At 63.1% G+C, this 19,043-nt stretch carries 13 protein-coding genes; 4 read left to right on the top strand and 9 right to left on the bottom strand.

Annotation, left to right across the window (positions count from 1 at the left end; translation table 11 throughout):
• Positions 1-227 precede the first annotated feature (227 nt).
• Entirely contained in the window at positions 228-5,153 is a 4,926-nt protein-coding gene (locus tag AAC029_RS08305) for an NAD-glutamate dehydrogenase (protein ID WP_339746244.1), read from the top strand.
• On the opposite strand, the gene AAC029_RS08300 is transcribed toward AAC029_RS08305, so the two are convergent.
• The 6 genes from AAC029_RS08300 to AAC029_RS08275 all read right to left on the bottom strand — a co-directional run bounded on the left by AAC029_RS08300 (position 5,144) and on the right by AAC029_RS08275 (position 13,473).
• Positions 5,144-6,025 carry a dienelactone hydrolase family protein gene (locus AAC029_RS08300; protein WP_339746242.1) on the bottom strand — a complete coding sequence of 294 codons (882 nt, stop codon included), beginning with the start codon at positions 6,023-6,025 and terminating at the stop codon, positions 5,144-5,146. The two genes, AAC029_RS08305 and AAC029_RS08300, sit on opposite strands and share 10 nt — an antisense overlap.
• Before the next feature lie 72 nt (positions 6,026-6,097).
• Positions 6,098-7,693, bottom strand: coding sequence for a bifunctional phosphoribosylaminoimidazolecarboxamide formyltransferase/IMP cyclohydrolase (gene purH / locus AAC029_RS08295; protein ID WP_339746240.1), 1,596 nt, complete (start codon positions 7,691-7,693; stop codon positions 6,098-6,100).
• A gap of 14 nt (positions 7,694-7,707) precedes the next feature.
• Positions 7,708-9,663 (bottom strand): SDR family NAD(P)-dependent oxidoreductase, encoded by a 1,956-nt coding sequence (locus AAC029_RS08290; RefSeq protein ID WP_339746238.1) that lies wholly within the window; start codon positions 9,661-9,663, stop codon positions 7,708-7,710.
• Positions 9,660-11,441: a heparinase II/III family protein gene (locus AAC029_RS08285; RefSeq protein WP_339746234.1), complete on the bottom strand. Its 1,782-nt coding sequence runs from the start codon at positions 11,439-11,441 to the stop codon at positions 9,660-9,662. The genes AAC029_RS08290 and AAC029_RS08285 overlap by 4 nt, the downstream gene beginning before the upstream one ends.
• Positions 11,442-11,446: 5 nt before the next feature.
• Positions 11,447-12,106, bottom strand: coding sequence for a ribulose-phosphate 3-epimerase (gene rpe / locus AAC029_RS08280; protein WP_339746231.1), 660 nt, complete (start codon positions 12,104-12,106; stop codon positions 11,447-11,449).
• Positions 12,107-12,177: 71 nt separating this feature from the next.
• Complete coding sequence (locus AAC029_RS08275; protein ID WP_339746228.1) at positions 12,178-13,473, bottom strand: transcription antitermination factor NusB; 1,296 nt, start codon at positions 13,471-13,473, stop codon at positions 12,178-12,180.
• 109 nt (positions 13,474-13,582) lie between these two features.
• Between AAC029_RS08275 and AAC029_RS08270 the strand changes: the two genes are divergently transcribed.
• Both AAC029_RS08270 and AAC029_RS08265 read left to right on the top strand, forming a co-directional pair.
• Positions 13,583-13,792, top strand: a complete 210-nt coding sequence (locus AAC029_RS08270; RefSeq protein ID WP_339746225.1) for a DUF1674 domain-containing protein — start codon at positions 13,583-13,585, stop codon at positions 13,790-13,792.
• A gap of 116 nt (positions 13,793-13,908) precedes the next feature.
• Positions 13,909-14,556 (top strand): hypothetical protein, encoded by a 648-nt coding sequence (locus tag AAC029_RS08265; protein ID WP_339746223.1) that lies wholly within the window; start codon positions 13,909-13,911, stop codon positions 14,554-14,556.
• A 9-nt stretch (positions 14,557-14,565) separates the two neighbouring features.
• Here AAC029_RS08265 and pyrF read toward each other — a convergent pair whose 3' ends face one another.
• From pyrF to glsA, 3 genes are all read right to left on the bottom strand, one after another.
• A complete protein-coding gene (gene pyrF, locus AAC029_RS08260; RefSeq protein ID WP_339746221.1) occupies positions 14,566-15,279 on the bottom strand; it encodes an orotidine-5'-phosphate decarboxylase in 714 nt (237 codons plus the stop codon).
• Positions 15,280-15,363: 84 nt separating this feature from the next.
• Positions 15,364-16,200, bottom strand: a complete 837-nt coding sequence (locus AAC029_RS08255; protein ID WP_339746219.1) for an SDR family oxidoreductase — start codon at positions 16,198-16,200, stop codon at positions 15,364-15,366.
• A 66-nt stretch (positions 16,201-16,266) separates the two neighbouring features.
• The gene (glsA, locus tag AAC029_RS08250) at positions 16,267-17,541 is read right to left on the bottom strand and encodes a glutaminase A (RefSeq protein WP_339746217.1); all 1,275 of its coding nucleotides are present in this window, start codon (positions 17,539-17,541) and stop codon (positions 16,267-16,269) included.
• Between the two features lie 147 nt (positions 17,542-17,688).
• Between glsA and AAC029_RS08245 the strand changes: the two genes are divergently transcribed.
• Complete coding sequence (locus AAC029_RS08245) at positions 17,689-18,921, top strand: argininosuccinate synthase (RefSeq protein ID WP_339746214.1); 1,233 nt, start codon at positions 17,689-17,691, stop codon at positions 18,919-18,921.
• Positions 18,922-19,043 lie beyond the last annotated feature (122 nt).

Raw genomic sequence — 19,043 nt, 5'->3', positions numbered from 1 at the left:
CGAATCCAGCGGCCGAGCAGGCCTCATATCGTGCGTCCCCCCAGCCTGCCGAATGAGGTCTGTCAGGCACCGCCGGGTCCCCTGTCCCTTCCCGGCGGTGCCACATTTTCTTACCCATCCTAATCGGAATAGCGCGATTGCGTTTTCAACGGCATAGTCGGGTTGCGCCTGTGGCAAACAGGTCTAGGTTCAGGTTTGGATCAATCTGAGCTGAGGAGCGCCATATCATGGGGGCGGTCGTCGGAATCGCGCATGCCTATACGCGTGCGGAATTCATGGAAGCGGCCCGACGCCGCTGGCAGGATCATTCTGGAGGGGAGTGCGGCGAGACCGGCAACTCCTTCCTTTCCCAAATCTATGACGATGCGCTCGCTGAGGATCTCGAGCGCGTCTCGGCCGATGATCTGGCGGCGCTGAGCATCGAGTTCTGGGCGTTTGGCGACCGCCGCGCCAGTGATGACATCCTGGTGCGGATGCGCACGGCTCAGCGGGCCGATGGTGTCGAACTGTCGCGCGACGTGCTGGAAATCGTCGGCAATGACCGACCCTTCATTGTTGATTCTGTGATGGGCGAGATCGGCGCCCAGGGCCATGACGTGGTCGCCATGTTCCACCCGATCGTCCAGGTCAGACGCAATGCCGAGGGCGACCGCGTCGCTGAAGGTGGCCGTTGTCTCGCCGAATCGATGATCCAGGTCCATCTGCCCGAGCTTGACGAGCTCTCCCGCCGCACCCTGATCGAGGGCGTCACCGCGACGCTCGACGATGTGCGCGTTGCGGTCGAAGACTGGTCCGACATGCGCGCCGAGATGGATGATTCCATCGCCCATCTCGAGCAGGCCAAGACCCTGGCATCACCCGAAGAAATTGCCGAATCGCTGGAATTCCTGCGTTGGCTGCGCGACGACCATTTCGCCTTCCTCGGCTGCCGCATCTATGATTTCGACGTTAGCGAAGACGGCTCAATGGCGGATCGCCATCCTCGCGTCCGGCTGGATTCTGGCCGCGGCGTGTTGCGTGACCCGGAGCGCCATGTCTTGCGCAAGGGCTCGGAGCCGGCCGTCCTGACGCCCGCGATCGAGACCTTCCTGCGCGAACCCACGCCGATCATTGTTGCCAAGGGCAATATGAAATCGCGCGTCCATCGCCGCGTCTACATGGATTATATCGGCGTCAAACGGTATCGTGACGATGGTGCCGTGATCGGTGAATCGCGCTTCGTTGGCCTGTTCACCGCTGAAGCCTACGACCAGAGCGCCTCACTGGTGCCGCTGATCCGGCGCAAGGTTCGCCGCGTGCTGGAGCGGGCCGGCAAGGCACCGGGCACCCATAACGCGAAGAAATTGCGCAATACGGTCGAGAATTTCCCGCGCGACGAGTTATTCCAGACCGACGAAAACGATCTGCTGGAAATCTGCCTCGGCATATTGCACCTGCACGACCGGCCACGCACCAAGCTCTTCATTCGCCGTGACCAGTTCGACCGCTTCGTATCGGCCCTGCTCTTTATGCCGCGCGACCGCTATAACTCGGAAGTCCGCGAGCAGGCCGGTGAGTTGATCCGCGAAGCGTTTGGCGGCCGATTGTCAGCCTATTACCCGCAATTCGGCGACAGTTCGCTGGCGCGGGTCCACTTCATCATTGGCCTCAACCCCTTTGACCATCCCGAGCCCGATATCGCCGAGCTTGAACGCCGCGTCACGCGGCTGTCGCGAACCTGGCAGGATGATCTGGAATCCCATGTCCGGCGCACCGCCTCCGAGGCGATCCGTCTGCGCATGCCGGCCTATCAGGGGGCCTTCAAGGCTGGCTACCGCGAATTATATGATTCCCGCGAAGCCTTGGCCGATGTCCTGAAACTTGAAACGCTCACCTCCAGCGACAAGGTCGCGGTGCGCGCCTATCGCGAAGCCGACGACCAACAGACGGAATTGCGCCTCAAAATCTATCGGGTTGGAAAGCCGGTATCGCTGTCACGGGTGATGCCCGTGCTGGAAAATCTCGGCGTTTATGTCGTGCAGGAAACCGGATTTCCGGTTGATCGTCGTGGCCGCAATGGCGAGCTGGTCGACCGGGCCTATGTCCATGATTTCGAAATCCGTTCCGATGCGCTCAAGCATCAATCGCTCGAAGAGCTGGGTCCGAAGCTTGAGGACGCCCTGTTGGCAATGGCCGACGGTCGCGCCGAGGATGATGGTTTCAACCGTCTGATCGTCGAAATCGGCGTCACCTGGCGCGAAGCTGCCTTTCTGCGAACTTGTGCCCGCTATCGCCAGCAAACAGGGCTCGACCCGTCGCAGGCGATCCAGGAGGAGGCGCTCGCCGCCTATCCGGATATTGCGCGCGGTATGCTCGAACTGGCCCGGGTCAAGTTTGACCCCGGCTTCGACGGTGAACACAAGGCGCGCATTGAAGCCGCCAATGTGATCGGCCAGCAAATTCTGGCCCAGCTCGACGCTGTCCGCAGCCTGGATCATGACCGGGCCCTGCGCCGCATGTTTGCGCTCATTCAAGCGACGCTGAGAACCAATTTCTATCAGCGCGACGCGGCGGGCGAAATCAAGCCGAGGATCGCGATCAAGATCGACAGCGCCTCGCTGGCCGACCTGCCTCTGCCCAAGCCCTATCGCGAGATCTTCGTTTGGTCCCCCGATGTCGAAGGTGTGCACCTGCGCTTTGGACCTGTCGCGCGCGGCGGCCTGCGCTGGTCGGACCGGCGCGATGATTTCCGCACCGAAGTGCTCGGCCTGGTCAAGGCACAGCAGGTCAAGAATGCCGTGATCGTGCCAGTTGGTTCGAAAGGCGGCTTCTATCCGAAGACCTTGCCGCGCGGCGGTTCGCGTGACGAGATTTTCGAAGCCGGCCGCGAGGCTTACAAGACCTTCATTCGTGGCCTGCTCGATATCACGGACAATATTGTCGATGATGTCGTGGTCCATCCGGCAACAACGGTGTGCTGGGATAATGATGACCCCTATCTCGTTGTCGCGGCCGACAAGGGCACAGCGACCTTCTCGGACACTGCCAATGGTCTGGCGACGGACGAGTTCGATTTCTGGCTCGGCGATGCCTTCGCTTCCGGCGGCTCGGCCGGCTATGACCACAAGAAAATGGGCATCACCGCGCGCGGTGGCTGGGAATCGGTCAAACGTCATTTCCGCGAGCTGAACAAGGATATCCAGAACGAGCCCTTCACCGTGATCGGTGTGGGTGACATGTCGGGCGATGTGTTCGGCAATGGCATGCTGTTGTCGAAGAAGATCCGCCTGATTGCGGCCTTCGATCACCGCGATATCTTCATCGACCCCAATCCGGGCGATTGCGACCAGATGTGGAATGAGCGCAAACGGCTGTTCGAACTGCCGCGCAGCTCATGGCAGGACTATGATCAATCATTGATCTCTTCTGGTGGCGGCATTTTCTCGCGCACAGAAAAATCCCTGCCCCTGTCCGATGAAATCCGCGCGCTGACCGGGCTGAAAACACCGAGCGCCAGCCCTGTCGAATTGATGAATGCCTTGCTCAAGGCTGATGCTGAATTATTGTGGTTTGGCGGAATTGGAACCTATGTCAAAGCCAGCCACCAACAGCATGGTGATGTCGGCGACAAGACCAATGACGGTTTGCGCATCAATGCCACGGAGATCCGTGCAAAAGTCATCGGCGAGGGGGCCAATCTGGGCATCACGCAGGCTGCCCGGATCGAATACAGCCGCCTCGGCGGCCGGGCCAATGCCGATTTCGTCGATAACTCGGCCGGCGTCGATAGTTCCGACCATGAGGTCAATATCAAGATCCTGGTGCGGCCGATGGTGCGTAGCGGGGCGATGAGCCTTGCGGACCGTGACGTGTTACTTGAATCGATGACCGACGATGTCGCCAAACACGTACTGCAACATAATTACGATCAGACCCTCGCTCTGTCCCTGGCCGAGCATTCCAGCGTCGCCGATCTGGACGCCCATGAGCGTTTCATGGCCCGACTCGAAAGCGCCGGACAGCTCAACCGGGCGGTCGAAGGTCTGCCGAATCTCGAGGCGATGCGCAGCCTGAAGGAACGTGGCCTCGGTCTGACCCGTCCCGAACTGGCCGTGTTGATTTCCTACGCCAAGATCACCCTGTTCGACCAGCTGGTCGCGTCGGATGTTCCTGATGATCCGCATTTTCACGACATGCTGGTCAATTATTTCCCGACCGGATTGCATAGCTATACCGAGGCGATGGACGGACATCGGCTGAAACGCGAAATTATCGCGACGGTTCTGGCCAATGAAATGATCAATCTGGGTGGGCCGACCTTCATCCACCGCGCGATCGATTCAACGGCGGCCGCTGTGCCGGCTATCGCCCATTCCTTTGAAGCCGGGCGGAAGATCTTCGGCTACTCCGAACTGACGCATGAGATCAACCAGCTCGACAATCAGGCACCGGCAGCGGTGCAGATTGAACTCCACGAGGAAATCATTCGCCTGTTGCGGCGCCAGACCTATTGGCTGGTCCGGCGTAGCCGCGGCCATGCCCCGTCCAACATGGAGCCGATCGGCGCGGTAATCGCGAGCTACCAGTCTGGCGTCCAGGAATTGCGCGCGATGGCGCACGAGATCATTTCCGATCACGAGCGCAAGGGTGTGCGGTCCCGCAAGCAGAAATTTGTCGCCGCCGGGGCACCTGCCGCACTGGCGCAAGCCGTTGCCGAATTGCGGCCGCTGACCTCATCGACCGATCTGATCGATATGTCGGTTGAGAGTGCCTGGCCGCTGGCTTCGACCGCCTATATCTACCACGCGATCGGGGCCCGTTTCCGCTTCGACCGCTTGCGTGGGCTTGGCGGCGAAGTGTCGTCTGAACTGCACTGGGACCGGCTCGCCGTGCGTCGCCTCATGGAAGATCTCTATGCCAGCCAGCAGGCGCTGGCGGCCTCGGCGATGCGTTTCGCGGCTCAAGCCGGCGGTGCGTTGGCGGGCGGTGTCGAGGCGCCGTCCAGGGATTGGGCGGACTCGCTGGTGGAGGCTTGGAATACCGTCAATAGCGACGAGGCGGATCGGGTCGATCTGGTTCAGCGACAATTGGATGAATCGGGAGCCTGGACACTGTCCAAGCTGTCGATCGCATCCACCCAGCTCGGCGAAATGGCGTCAGTCGCTCAGCCCTGAGCAGGCGCGAGTTCGCGGTTGAGTATCTCCATCCAGCGGCTGCGCGCCTGCGCGGCCGCGTCCGCGTCGTAGTGAATGCGCGGATCGGCTGGCGGGTTCGGCTCATCAAAGGCATGTGTTTGCCCAGGCCAGACTTGGAAATCCACCGCATGACCGGTCGCTTGGGAGCGCTCGAACAGGCGTTCGCAGTCGCCGGGCGGTGCGATCATGTCATCAGCCGCGAGGATGGCGTGCAGCGGAATATCGCGGGCATAATCGCGGCCGTCACTCTGCATCGGAAAACCGCAATACGGGTAAAGCGTCATCGCGGTGCGCACACCGGCCAGATCCGGTGCTTCGCCGGTGCCGATATCAAGCGATTCCGGGGCGACGTCGCGGCCTGCATCGTCGAGCGCTTCCAACACGGTCCAGCCGCCATGGCTCCAACCGATCAGTCCGAGGCGAGTGGCGTCAATTCGGCTGTCCTCACGGGTCAGAACCAGCCCGGCGAATACGTCCGCCGCCCGTTCACGGCCCCAGAGGCGCAAGCCCGTGCACACCTGGCTCATGGCTGCGAAGCGGTCGATGCCGCGCGCCGCATTGGATCCGATGATCACCACGCCATAGCCGGCATCGAGGGCCGCGCGGGCATAGTCTTCCTGCACCTGGCGCAATCCGCCACAGCCATGAAACATCAAAACCGCCGGCACAGGCCCGCTGGCATTGTCCGGGATACGGACATCGGTGAAGGGCCGGATCAATTCGACCTGCTCAACGAGTGTGCGATGCGGCACGCCGAAGCCGATCGCATTGGAGCTGGCAGAGGCGCCCAGACCGGACGCCGCAACCGCAATGGCCGCTAGTCCGGCCGGGATCAGAAATTTGAACAACATGGGGCCATGTGTGGCTTTGCTACCGGCCGCGTCAATGTTTAGTTGATTCACATGGCGCGCGACGGGCCCGGCCTAGTGCCGGAAGTGACGCATCCCCGTGAACACCATCGCCAGACCGGCCTCGTCGGCGGCGGCAATCACTTCATCATCGCGGATTGACCCGCCCGGTTGGATGATCGCCGTTGCGCCCGCCTCGATCGCGGCATTGAGCCCGTCAGCGAAGGGGAAGAAAGCGTCGGACGCACAGACCGAGCCCTGGGTGTGGGGCGTGTCCCATTTATTCTCTTCGGCGGTCGCCTCGGCCTTGCGCAGTGCCAGGCGGGCGGCTTCGAGGCGGCTGGTCTGACCCATGCCGACACCGGCAGTGGCGCCGTCGCGAACATAGACAATCGCGTTCGACTTGACGTGTTTGACGACTTTCCAGGCAAATAGCAGGTCGGCGAGTTCCTGTTCGGTCGGCTCGCGTTTGGTGACCGTCTTCAACTGCGCGGGGAGAATGCGGCCGGTATCGCGCTCTTGCACCAGAAGCCCGCCAGCAACGGTTTTCGTCAGCCAACCCTTTTGATCGGGATCGGGCAGTGCGCCGGTCAGCAAGACCCGCAAATTCGCTTTCGCCGAGAGGACGGCGAGCGCGTCCTCATCGGCGTCGGGTGCGATGACGACTTCGGTGAAGATGCGGACCAGCTCATTGGCCGTGACCGCATCGAGCCGCCGGTTCATCGCGACAATACCGCCGAAGGCCGAGACCGGGTCGGCGGCGAGCGCGTTTTCATAGGCGGTTGCCAGCTCGTCGTGCAGCGCGACACCGCAGGGATTGGCGTGTTTGACGATCACGACGGCGGCCGAGGTTTCTGGGTCGAATTCCGCCGCCAGTTCGAAGGCCGCATCGGCGTCGGCCAAGTTGTTGAAGCTCAGCGCCTTGCCCTGTACCTGCCGGGCGGTGGCGATGCCGGGCCGGTTCTCCGACGTGCGGTAGAGTGCCGCGGCCTGGTGCGGGTTCTCGCCGTAACGCAGGGCCTGGAGGAGATTACCGCCAAAGGCGCGATAGGCCGGTGTTTCGATCTCGAGCGTGTCGGAGAACCAGTTTGATATCGCCGCATCATAAGCGGCGGTGCGGGCATAGGATTTCGCGGCGAGCTGCTTGCGCAGGGCCAAGGGGGTGGCCCCGGCACGGTCGTCCATCGCTTGTAGAACCGCGTCGAGATCGGCGTCATCGACGCAGACGGCAACCCAGGCATGATTCTTCGCCGCTGCACGGATCATCGCCGGGCCGCCAATATCGATATTCTCGACGCAAGACGCGTATTCGGCGCCCTTCGCGACGGTTTCCTCAAACGGGTAGAGATTGACATAAAGCAGGTCGATGGCCGGAATACCGTGCGCCGCCATGTCGTCGGCATCCTGCGCGATGTCGCGCCGGCCCAGCAGGCCACCATGCACGCGCGGATGCAGCGTCTTGAGGCGGCCATCCATCATTTCGGGGAAATCGGTTACCGCTGCGACGTCGAGCGCCGCAATGCCGGCCTCTTGCAGGGCGCGCAGTGTGCCACCGGTCGACAGGATTTCGACTCCGGCATCGGCCAGTCGTTGCGCCCGTTCGATCAGGCCCGTCTTGTCAGAGACAGATATCAGAGCGCGTCGAAGCGGAACATGGTCCAGATCGGGCATGGGCGGGGCTCCATTCATTCGGGTTCGACCGGGTCGGATGCCGGGGTAGCATGACGACCGGGCATGTCAATTGGCTCAGCGCCTGCCGGGCCGATACCGCACACGTGCTTGAGCGCCTCGACCACGGCTTTGGGATCCGCATCCGTGGCCGCCGAGAGCAGCGCCGCGAGCCGTGTCTTGACCTGTGTCAGGTCGGTTTCCGGACCACTGACCAGCCAGACGCCGGGAATTGAGGTGTTTTCGGTGCGCTCGAAGGCATAGACGAGATCCTCGTGGCGCTTTTCGCCGGGGCGCAGCCCAACCACCGAAAGCACGCCAGGGGCATCGGGGTCGCGGCCGCGCAGCCGCAATAATTGCCGCGCCAGTCGCAGGATCGAAACGGGCTTGCCCATATCGAACACGTAAAGCGCGCCATTGAGCGCCGGATCGGCGGCTGTTTGCGCGGCAGCGGAGAGGACCAGGCCGGAGGCTTCAGCGACGGTCATGAAATAGCGCGTCGCCTCGGGATCGGTCACCGTCACCGGCTGACCTGCCGCGATCTGGCGTTCAAACAAGGGCACGACCGATCCCGTCGAACCGAGAACATTGCCGAAGCGGACGACGCAGACACGGGTCGCGCCGTCGGCCGTGGCGGCGGACTGGGCGTAGAGTTCGGCGGCGCGCTTGGTGGCGCCCATCACATTGCTCGGCTCGACGGCCTTGTCGGTGGAGATCAGGGCGACGACCTTGGTGCCGTGCCGCATCGCGGTTTCGATCGTCTGGATCGTGCCGAGCACATTGGTGCGCACTGCTTCGCTGGGGTTGCGCTCGCTCATCGGCACATGTTTCAGCGCGGCGGCGTGCAACACCACGTCAGGTTTTTCTTCCTTGAAGACCTGTTCCAGCCGGGCCTGGTCGCGCACATCACCGAGGACGGCGCGCCAGGCCACGGCGGGCCTGCGGGCGGCGAATTCGAGGTCGATTTCGTAGAGATTGGCTTCCGAAGCATCGAACAGGATCAATTTTTCCGGCCCCAGCGTGGCCGCGAGACGCGCCAATTCCGAGCCGATCGTGCCGCCAGCACCCGTCACTAGGACGCGCTTGCCCTCGATCAACGGTCGCGCCGGTTCGAGATCCGGCGCGCGCGGCGGCCGGTTGAGCAGATCGGCAGCCTCGACGGGCGAGAAGGCGCCGGGACCTTCTGAAGGCCGAGCGCGCGACAGTTTCGCGCCGGATTTGGCCGCGATCCGGACCAGGGCATTGACCAGTTCGGCATCGGTGCGCGTGCCGGCCAACACCAGGCGCGGTGGTAGTTTCTCCGTCTCTGACAGGCGTTTCAGTGCTGCGGGCAAGGCCTCAAGCCCGCCGAGTACGGGCACGCCGTGTATCGCGCGGCCCGCGAGGGCAAGATTTGGTTCTATCAGACCCTTGGCGCGAAACGGTGCCGAGCCATTGCGGCGGGCCAGATCGCGCAGGGCGGTGTCGAGATCCTCATCGGTGCCCACCAAGATCGCTGCTGGCTTGCTGCGATCCTCAAATTGAAGCGCTGATTGCAGGCCGCGGGTGCGCCAGGACGCAACGATCAGCCGTGAGCCAAGCATCAGAGCAATCAGAATTGGGATTTCGATCAACTGACTGGTCCGCGGCAGGCCATCCAGCCGGTTGATCAGGAACAGTACCGGCAGGAAAACCAGATTGGCGATGATGATCGCCATCAGGACCCGTGTGGCATCATTGAGCGCGGTATAGCGCCACAATCCGCGATGCAGGCCGTAGAGCGGGAAAACAAGGGCGCAAGCCAGCGCAAACACGGTCACAGATTGCAGCATAATCGCGTCAGGCGGCGGTGTCCGTTCGATCATATAGCGCAAATGAATCGCCGCCCACATCGAGGCGGCGCCGGCGGCCAGATCGAACAGGGCCACCCAGATCATGGTCAGCTTGCTGTTGGCCGATACGCTGACCGGTGCCTGTGGCCGCGGTGTGCTCATGCTGTGTCCCCCGCAGCGCCGCCAATGCGGCCTAGGCGCTGAAACGCCCATCGTACACGATTTGGCGGCCGGTCGCCTGCGCCGAACGGTTCGGCCTCACCTTGGACGACAATCTGGGTGGCGCGCTGGGGCGGGGCGCCGGCAGCGAGATAGACGGAGCGTTCCAGCCGGATCGGTCCACCATCACTGCGGAAGCGCCAGCCGGCACCGCTTTCCTGCACCAAGAGGACGCTCATCGAGTCGCGGGCCAGTGAAGCGCGCACGCTGGGGTGAAGGTGAAAGCGGATAGCAAAGCGCCAGCGCGCATCGACATCGTCGGGCGCGCCGTCCTCGATCGGGCGGGACAAGGCATCTTCACCGCGCAGATCGCCGCCATCGGCGGCCAGGAAAACCCGGCGTCGGTGCGACAAGCCGTATTGCTCGCGATAGCCTTCATGCCCGCCTTCGAGCCAGACTCCCATTTCCTCTTCATTGCGGCGGGCCATGACCGGTCCCGGAGAGCTGGCCAGCCGGGAGCCAAGCAGATCGCGGCGCCAGCCCGGTGTCAGAAGGCGTGCCGAGGACGTCTCTTCAAGCGTCAGCGTCGAGTGCGCCGCTGTGGCCCGGACAGCCTCGCGCCAATTGGCGGGCTGGTCGTCATTCCAGCCGCAATTGACCACCAGGCGGCCATTGGCGGTACAGAGTTCAAACGCCAGTGTGCTGGCATGAGCTTCGACACTCAAGGCGCCTCGTGGTGGCTCGCCGACATCGAGCACGATGGTCGCACCGCCGGCTTCGGCGCGCTGATAGCCGGAATGGGGTGCGAAACCGAAGCTGCGCGATTTGATGTCGTCGCGTTCGAGAATGGCAGCCAGCGCTGCGCGGTCTCCCTCGCCGCCGCCGTGAAAATTGGCCAGCCCGCCATCAACCATCTGGAAGAAGCGCGCCATGGCGGCCAGACGGTCGATCGCCCGGGTCAGGGGTGGCGGCAATTCACAGCCGACACTGGCAGCGACATCGCGCACCGTGACCAGGTCGACCAAGGCTTCCAAAGCGGCACGCGGCGCGCGCGAGACATGACCACCATCGGGAAGAATTTGCCGTTCGATTTCGTGGCTATAGGCCGAGATCGCCGCTTTCAGCATACCGGCCTGCCCGGGCAGGCACAGACCGCACAGCGTCAGCACAGCGGCGCAGCGCAAGCGGATCGCCCCATCGGGTGCCAGTGGCAGGGCGCGTTGCAGATAGCGCGCCTGTCGCACCAGGCAGCGCAAGCGGGCCGCGTGACGCTTGGTCGCTTCGCTGTCCTGCGCATCCGGCGGCGCGAATAATAGCTCGCCATGACGCAACCAGGTCAGCAGTCGCGCTGACAACACGTCCTGCGACCAGGAAAAACTGTTCCAGCGACCAAATGTGCGCACCCAGGCATCGGTCAGCCGGCGCGCCTCTGTCACGGCAGCCTCGCCCGGCACGGCGGCGCAATCGCGCAACCAGCTGAAACCATGCAGACGGCGGGCAAAGGCGCGCGACGGCGTCGAGCGCGTCCAAACGCCCGCTTCGCCGGGCGGGACATCGAGCTGGTCGCCGGCCAGCTGGAAGCGGCCGTCGAGAATGGCGGCACCGCGCTCGGGATTGCCGGCATGGATATCGGTTGGAAAAGCGCTCAACCCATCGGGAACCGGGCCGAGCGCGCGCATTGAGCGCAACAGACCGATGGCGTTGACCGTCGAGGACGCTTCGCGTCGCAGCGCCTGCATGGCAGCAATGGCATAGTCGGACAAACGGACCGCGCGAGCCATGACCTCTACCCGCGCAACGCGCTGATATTGTCCCGGTAATGCTCGGGGCCGCCCTTGAACACGGCCGATCCGGCGACCAGTGCGCTGGCGCCGGCATTGATGCAGGCGCTGGCATTGGATGGCGTAACGCCGCCATCAACCTCGATCATCGTCGACAGGCCACGGCGTTCGATGAGCTCGCGCAGGGCTTCGATTTTGCGCAATTGATCATTGATGAAGCTCTGGCCGCCAAAGCCCGGATTGACGCTCATCACCAAAACGAGGTCGAGCTCCTCGAGCACGTAATCAATCATGTCGGGCGAGGAGGACGGGTTGAGCGCTGCGCCAGCCTTGGCGCCGCGCGCCTTGATCGCCTGCACCGTGCGGTGGAAGTGCGGCCCGGCCTCGGGGTGCGCGGTAATGATATTGGCACCGGCTTCGATGAAGGCGTCGATATAAGGATCGACCGGCGTGATCATCAGATGGACGTCGAACGGTTTGTCGCTATGGGGCCGTAGCGCTTTGATGACGGCCGGGCCGATCGTCAGATTGGGCACGAAATGCCCGTCCATGACATCGATATGGATCCAGTCGGCGCCGGCCACGTCGATGGCGCGAACTTCTTCGCCCAGCCGGGCGAAGTCCGCCGACAGGATGGATGGAGAAATGTAAACCGGAGCGCCCATGACAAATCGGATAACAGTGCTGTAGCAGGACTGCAAGACACGCCCGCCGATCCAGCTGAAACAGTGCTGAATCAGGCGCGCTTGGAGAAGCGGGCGATGAAGAAACCGTCCATGCCACCATGGCTGCGCCAGACGGCCGGCGTGACCCGCATGAATCCGCCCTTGGTGACGGATTCAGCCAAGTCGGTCAGTTCGTTGCGGGTGATGGCGAAGGGCGCCAGGCTTTCATAATTCGAGATCGTATTGGCCAGCGCCTCGCCTTCCTGGGGCTGGAGCGAACAGGTGCACACGATCAGGCGTCCGCCCGGCTTGATCATCCGGATCGCTGATTTGATCAACTCGAATTGCAAGGACTGCAGCTTGGCGACGTCTTCTGGGCGCTTGATCCAGGCGCCTTCCGGGTGACGGCGTAGCGTGCCGGTGGCGGTGCAGGGCGCGTCGAGCAGGACTGCGTCGACGCGGTTGTCGGGGCGCCAGGTGCGGCCGTCATCGATGACGAGTTCGGCCTCGAGCCCGGTGCGCTGCAGGTTTTCGGTGACCCGCTTCATGCGCTGTTCGGAGACGTCGACGGCGATGACCTTGGCGCCCATGGCGGCCAGCTGCATCGTTTTACCGCCTGGCGCGGCACAAAGATCAACAATCGTCTCGCCCGGTTTGACCCGCAGCAATTGGGCCGGCAGGGAAGCGGCCGCATCCTGGGCCCACCAAGCGCCTTCGGCAAAGCCGGGCAGTGTGGTCAGATCGGTGATGCTGGCGCGGCGCAAAGTGCCATTGGGCAGGATGGTCGCGCCCAGCTCACTGGCCCAGTGTTCGCGCTCTGCCGGGTTCTTGACCGTCAGGTCGAGCGGCGGGGTTTCCAGCAGGGCGTTGGCGATCTTGCTGAGCTGGCCCGGCCCGTAGGCGGTGCGCCAGCTTTGCGTGAGCCATTCGGGCAGGTTTTCCTGCGGTGCGGTCGCGCCAGCAATGGCAGCGCCCTCGCGGTCGACCTTGCGCAGGACGGCATTGACCAGACCCTTGAGGCGGCGCGATTTATCATCTTCATCGGCTAGGGACACCGCCGAGGAGACGGCGGCATGGGGTGGCACACCCATCCACAGCAATTGCGCGGCGCCGGTGAGCAGGATGGCCTGGATCGGGGCGGCATTTTCTTCAATCGGCTTGGCGAGAAACTTGTTCAGCACCAGTCTGGTCTGTCCGAGGCGGCGAAACGTCGTCGAGACGATCGCGCGGGCAAAGCCACGGTCGCGATCGCTCATGGCGGCAAAGCCAGGATCGCGATCCAGGGCAGATTCAATCGTTTTGTGCTGTTTGAGCACAAGCGAATAGGCCCGGGCAGCCACCCGGCGGGGATCTAGTCCATCACTCATGCGCGCCAGCTAGCACGGTGGCCGCGCTGCGTCTATTTGTCCGGGCCGCAAGGGCCTCACTTGCAGTTGAATGCTTGGCCCGGCCGCCTCAGACCTGTATCGCAGAGAAATGGAAAACGCTCCGGAAAAGCCTGTCGCCGCACCCCGCCCTGACAAACTGCTGACACCTGAGGCAAAGCGTGCCCTTGCGGAGGCCGAGACGCGCCGGGCCGCCATCGATGCGAAGGCCGACCTGCCAACCGAAACCGGTGGACCGAAAGGTCTGGAGCCGACCCGGTTTGGCGATTGGGAATCCAAGGGCCGGACCAGCGATTTCTGAGACGGGCCGGCCTGCCGTAACCCCCAGACCACCCCTGACAGCCGCATCGCACCGGAAAGTTCGCGTGCCGGGTGCGTTCGCTATCGATGCGGCCAGGTCCGGGTTAATGTGCCGGAATGAAACATTTGCTCGCCTTGATGCTGGCCGTCGCAGTGACCACACCGGTCGCCCTCGCCCAGTCACAGACGGAACCTCGCTTGGCCGGGGGGGCGCAGCAGATCTGTAGCGACGCCGCAATCCGCCAGGCGCTGGCCGGGAGCTATGCGGGTCCACCCTGCCGTTTTACGGAAATGCCAACCGGCCTCGATGCGGCGCCGCAACGGCCGCTGCCGCAGCAGACCGCCACCCGGCCACAGATTCAGCCTGTTGCTGCCTCCGCACGCCATGAAGGCAATACATTCACCGCGTCGCAGCAATCCTCGAGCTTTCGGACGCAATCGGCAGGCCGGCAATGGCCGCCACAGCCCGCCGCGCCGTTGGCTGCCACACCGGTCCATCAGGCCCACTCGCGCGGTCCGGAACAGAGCGCCGGGGAGCCGATCAGGCTGAGCGATGAATTCTTCAGTGGTGGCTTGGTCGGCGGGGTCGAGCGACCTTTCACGCCGCTCTACAGCTATCGCGGCTTGATCCTGATCTCGGCTGACGGCCAGGTCCGCACAGGCCATGCCGGGCTCGATCACCGTGTCCTGCAGGTGCGGGCGCTCGATCATCGCACGGCACCGGTTCAGCAACCCATGCCACGACGGGCTTATCCCTATCGTTGAAGCGGATCGCTAGGCTGAAACAGGTTGCGGCGATGCTGTGGCCATTTCTGCGATGATGGCGCGTGCGGCGGCAGCGGGGTCAGCGGCGGCGTTGATCGGGCGACCGATAACGAGGTGGGTTGAACCATCGCTCAGGGCGGACCCCGGTGTGGCGACACGCTTCTGATCATCAGCGGACGAGCCGGCCGGGCGGATGCCCGGTGTCACAATCAGGAAGTCGCCGCCAAAGCGCTGCCGGATCTCGCGTGCCTCATGGGCGCTGGCGACGACACCATCGACGCCGGCCTCCAGGCTCTGCTCGACCCGGCGCAGGACCAGATCGCGGGCGCCATAGGCATAACCCATCTCGGTCAGCATCGCGTCGTCATAACAAGTCATCACGGTGACGCCGAGGATCTTCAATCCGCTCTTCCCGCGACCGGCGACGGCGGCGCGCATTACCGCAGGCTCGGCATGGACGGTCAGCAGGTCAGCGCCGGTGTCGGCCAGGCTGCGGGTGGCTTTTTCGACGGTCGCCGGGATGTCGTGCAGCTTGTAATCGAGAAAGACCTGCTTGCCGGCCTGCTTCAGGCGAGTGCTCAGCTCCATGCCGCCAATCGGGATGAGTTGCAGCCCGATCTTGTAGAAATTGACGGTATCGCCGAGCGCTTCGATGAGCGCCCACGCGTCGGAGACAGTCGGCTTGTCGAGCGCGACGATCAGGCGGGGATCAGCTTGTAACATAAGCCGCAGCTGTATCCGCGATTGCCCGTTCAAGGCAAGCCCCGGTCCGGAAATTCTGGCACTGGGAGTCTGAGCTGACCCGGATCAGGCTGCGCTGTCGCCTTTGGCCCCATCGGGCGCTTCTTCGCCGCGCCGGACGCTGCCGCTGTTTCGCTCCATCAACCACATCGAGGCCGGTGTCGGCAGGATCTGGTTGAGGCCGGTGAGGAATTTATACCAGAGGCCCGGCACGCAAATCGGTTGATTGCGCTGGACGGCATTGAATCCGGCCTCGGCCACCTGCTCGGCTGTCAGCCACCAATAACTCGGCATTTTCGACACCAGATCGCGGGTTTCGTTGACGTCATGGAATTCGGAATAGGTGAAGCCCGGGCACAGGGCCGTGGCATGAATGCCGTAGGCCTTGCCTTCGAAGTGGAGCGATTGGCTGAACTTGATCAGCGCCGATTTCACGGCGGCGTAGAGGGTATGGCCTTTCGACCCTGGCATCAGGCCGGCGACCGAGGCGACATTGAGAATCCGGCCATGGCCGCGCGCCTGCATGCCGGGCATCACCCGGTGCACCAGCTCGGCATAGCTGCCCAGCATCAGCTGCAGGAAATCGGCCTGCTGCTTCCAGCTGGTCTGGGTATAGGTGCCAGACAGTCCGAAGCCGGCATTATTGACCAGTCCGTCAATCTCGCGCCCGGCCGCTTCGACGGCCTCGATGATTTTCTTCGGCGCTGAGGCTTTGGACAGGTCAGCCGGGATGACGAGGCTGTCGACGCCGTAGCGCGCCTTGATTTCTTCGGCGAGGGCTTCGAGCCGATCCTGGCGCCGTGCCGTCAGGGCGAGGTCCCAGCCATTGGCGGCAAATTCGCGCGCCAGCGCCGCACCAATGCCCGAGGAGGCCCCGGTGATCAGAACAAGATGACGTCGCATGGCGGAGCTCCCGAAGGCGGATGATGTTTGGTTAGGTGGGAAGAAGCGGCCCGAAAGTCCAGCCGATTATCTCAATTCGCCCGTCGTTCCGGCAAAAATGTGAAACGGGAAGGCTTCGACCAAGCGGCGCGAGAATTCGAGACCGCGCACCGTATTGCCGAGCCGGTCCAGCGGCGGGCTCCACAGGCCGATGCCGCAGACACCGGGGACGACCAGCATCAATCCACCCGAGACGCCGGACTTCGCCGGCAGACCGACAACGAAGGCGAATTCTCCCGAAAAATCATACATGCCGCAAGTGAGCATTAATGAGAGCGTATTGCGGATGATTGCCGGCTCGGCGATCCGGTGTCCGGTCAGCGGGCAGACGCCGCCATTCGCCAAAGTCGCGGCGGCGACCGATAGCGCGCGGCAATCGAGCGAGATGGCACAGCTGCGGAAATAGAGATCGAGCGCCCGCTCGACGATACTGCCCTCAGGGAAGACACCATGGCTCTGCATCAACCGCGCCAGTGCGTAATTGCGCTCCGCTGTCGCCTGTTCCGAGGCGTAGACCGCCGCGTCAAAGCTGCAGGCTTGGCTGCCAATGGCCGAATCCCAGAACCGCATCAGCATGTCGAATCGTTCGTCAACAGGACGTCCCGGGCGGATCATGGCGCTGCACATGATGGCGCCGGAATTGATCATCGGGTTGTGAGGGCGGTTATCGCGATTGAGCGTCAACTCGTTGAAGCCCAGCCCGGAGGGTTCGCGGCCAACATGGTGATGCACATAGCGCTCGCCATTCAGGCCCAGCGCCAGCGCGTAATTGAGCGGTTTGACCACGGATTGCAGACAGAAGGGCGTGTCGGCCTCACCCAGCGCCATGCGTTGGCCGTCAATACTGCAGACGGCGAGGCCGAAGGCGTTCGGGTCCTGCTTCGCCAGTTCGGGAATATAGTTGGCGACCGCTCCACCCGGAATCGCCTGGGCGTAGGCATAGATATTGGCGATCCGGTTTTCGAATATCGGAAAATTTTGAATCGCGAGATCGCCATCCATGATTTGCAGCAGGAAGCGGCTGATGTCCGGGGTCGGGGCGGTTTCAAGTGCGGCCGTGTCCAGCGTCACGTCGCTCGCGAGAAAACCGCGTGCATCGGCCAAGCGCGGCATGTCGAGATCGATCCCCGCCTGTAGCAGGCGTTGCCGCAGGTCTGTCGTGCTGACGAGTTTCTCCTGCTGCGTGCGCTGCAACAGGCGCTCAAGCAGTTCCCGGGCCGTCTCGGCATCCGGGCGATCATGCTCGAAGCGGGCGCGCCGGCCGGAAAATCCGGAAAAGTCTGAAATCGGACGTGTGACCATGGCGCTAGAATGGGGTCGGACCGGCGCCTGTCCAGTGGCGAATGCGGGCAATCTGCCGGCCTGTGGCGAAAATCCGGGCCGGGGCACTTGCGTACAAAGGGCGGGGGCGCTACGCGGGCAGCACACAATGTGAAGGGAAACCCGGCCATGAAAACTCCAGCCAAAGTGAAGAAGATCGTCCTCGCCTATTCTGGCGGGCTCGACACGTCGGTGATCCTGAAATGGCTCCAGGATCAGTATGATGCCGAAGTGGTCACCTTCACGGCCGATCTCGGTCAGGGTGAGGAGCTGGAACCGGCGCGGCGCAAGGCCAAGGCCGCCGGCGTCTCCGAGATTTTTATCGACGATTTGCGCGAGGAATTCGTCCGAGATTTCGTCTTCCCGATGGTGCGCGCCAATGCGGTCTATGAGGGCCTGTATCTGCTTGGCACCTCGATCGCCCGGCCACTGATTTCCAAACGTCTGGTCGAAATCGCCCATGAGACCGGCGCCGATGCCGTCGCTCATGGTGCTACCGGCAAGGGCAATGACCAGGTCCGCTTCGAGCTCGGCGTCTATGCGCTCGACCCGGATCTGCGCGTGATCGCGCCCTGGCGCGAATGGGACCTCAATTCGCGCACCAAGCTGATCGCCTATGCCGAAGAGCATGGGATCGAAGTCGCCAAGGACAAGCGCGGCGAGGCGCCCTTCTCGGTCGACGCCAATCTCTGGCACACCTCCTCGGAGGGCAAATTGCTCGAAGACCCGGCCGAGGAAGCATCCGAACTGGTCTATCAGCGCACGGTCCGGCCGGAAGATGCGCCTGACGTGGCGGAATATGTCACGGTCACTTTCAAGCGCGGTGATGCCTGCGCCATTGATGGCGAGGCGATGAGCCCGGCAACGCTGCTGACCCGGCTCAATACGCTGGGGGCCCGCAATGGCATCGGCCGGCTCGATCTGGTCGAGAACCGCTTTGTCGGCATGAAGTCGCGCGGCATCTACGAAACGCCTGGCGGCACCATATTGATGGCGGCGCATCGCGGCATTGAACAGATCACGCTCGATCGCGGTGCGGCTCACCTCAAGGACGAGTTGATGCCACGCTATGCCAAGCTGCTGTATGAAGGCTTCTGGTTCTCACCCGAGCGCGAAATGCTGCAGGCGGCGATCGATACCAGCCAAGAATACGTCACCGGCGATGTCCGTCTCAAGCTGTACAAGGGCTCGGTAAGTGTTGTCGGGCGCAGTTCCGATCACTCGCTCTACTCGCAAGCGCACGTCACCTTTGAGGAAGACGATGTCTATGATCAGAAGGATGCCGCAGGCTTTATTCGCTTGAACGCGCTGCGACTCCAATTGCTCGCACGGCGCAAGCGCCGGCTTGGCCGCAATGACTGAGGCAGGCTGACGCGGTTACGTCGTGGTCGAGTCAAGCGCCTGAATGTTTAATTCATCGGGTCGTTTTGTGCTTTACACACAGAACGATACGGGTGAGTTTGCGCCGCCGGTTTGACCGGGAC

The organism is uncultured Maricaulis sp. (assembly GCF_963975345.1).
Lineage (GTDB): Bacteria > Pseudomonadota > Alphaproteobacteria > Caulobacterales > Maricaulaceae > Maricaulis.
Note: the sequence above shows the minus strand (reverse complement) of the source record. Positions and strands in the feature narration are given on the sequence as shown.

Excerpts from the sequence above, each read along its gene's own strand:
- AAC029_RS08275 (WP_339746228.1), bottom strand. The coding sequence starts at position 13,473 with ATGAGTGATGGACTAGATCCCCGCCGGGTGGCTGCCCGGGCCTATTCG.
- glsA (WP_339746217.1), bottom strand. The coding sequence starts at position 17,541 with ATGGTCACACGTCCGATTTCAGACTTTTCCGGATTTTCCGGCCGGCGC.
- AAC029_RS08285 (WP_339746234.1), bottom strand. The coding sequence starts at position 11,441 with ATGGCTCGCGCGGTCCGTTTGTCCGACTATGCCATTGCTGCCATGCAG.
- AAC029_RS08245 (WP_339746214.1), top strand. The coding sequence starts at position 17,689 with ATGAAAACTCCAGCCAAAGTGAAGAAGATCGTCCTCGCCTATTCTGGC.
- rpe (WP_339746231.1), bottom strand. The coding sequence starts at position 12,106 with ATGGGCGCTCCGGTTTACATTTCTCCATCCATCCTGTCGGCGGACTTC.
- pyrF (WP_339746221.1), bottom strand. The coding sequence starts at position 15,279 with ATGTTACAAGCTGATCCCCGCCTGATCGTCGCGCTCGACAAGCCGACT.
- AAC029_RS08300 (WP_339746242.1), bottom strand. The coding sequence starts at position 6,025 with ATGTTGTTCAAATTTCTGATCCCGGCCGGACTAGCGGCCATTGCGGTT.
- AAC029_RS08265 (WP_339746223.1), top strand. The coding sequence starts at position 13,909 with ATGAAACATTTGCTCGCCTTGATGCTGGCCGTCGCAGTGACCACACCG.
- AAC029_RS08305 (WP_339746244.1), top strand. The coding sequence starts at position 228 with ATGGGGGCGGTCGTCGGAATCGCGCATGCCTATACGCGTGCGGAATTC.
- AAC029_RS08255 (WP_339746219.1), bottom strand. The coding sequence starts at position 16,200 with ATGCGACGTCATCTTGTTCTGATCACCGGGGCCTCCTCGGGCATTGGT.
- purH (WP_339746240.1), bottom strand. The coding sequence starts at position 7,693 with ATGCCCGATCTGGACCATGTTCCGCTTCGACGCGCTCTGATATCTGTC.
- AAC029_RS08270 (WP_339746225.1), top strand. The coding sequence starts at position 13,583 with ATGGAAAACGCTCCGGAAAAGCCTGTCGCCGCACCCCGCCCTGACAAA.
- AAC029_RS08290 (WP_339746238.1), bottom strand. The coding sequence starts at position 9,663 with ATGAGCACACCGCGGCCACAGGCACCGGTCAGCGTATCGGCCAACAGC.